Genomic DNA, 243 nt, shown 5'->3' on the forward strand with positions numbered 1-243 from the left:
GCTGAAGAGCGACGGTGCCCGACATTGTTTCTCGTGGCTGATCGGCCTCCATCGTGGTCTCGATATGCTCCGCCAGCTTCAAGGCTCGGTCGCCACCCGCGGCCAGCCGCGCCAGCAATTGGTTCAACACCTTGAATTCGTCGCGGCTCAGCATTCCGAACAGCGCATCATTGACCGGGCGCTGGAAAGAGGCCAGCCGCATGAGGCTGGCCTCACCCTCTTGCGTGACACTCAGCTGTACGC

1 protein-coding gene is annotated in these 243 nt (G+C 62.1%); it reads right to left on the minus strand.

The genetic code is table 11. From position 1 onward, the window contains the following. On the minus strand, positions 1 to 243 hold a 243-nt coding region (locus tag G5A07_RS21645), incomplete at both ends, for a hypothetical protein (protein ID WP_223107839.1).

It is taken from the genome of Stenotrophomonas sp. AS012628 (assembly GCF_010608305.1).
Classification (GTDB): Bacteria; Pseudomonadota; Gammaproteobacteria; order Xanthomonadales; family Xanthomonadaceae; genus Stenotrophomonas; species Stenotrophomonas geniculata.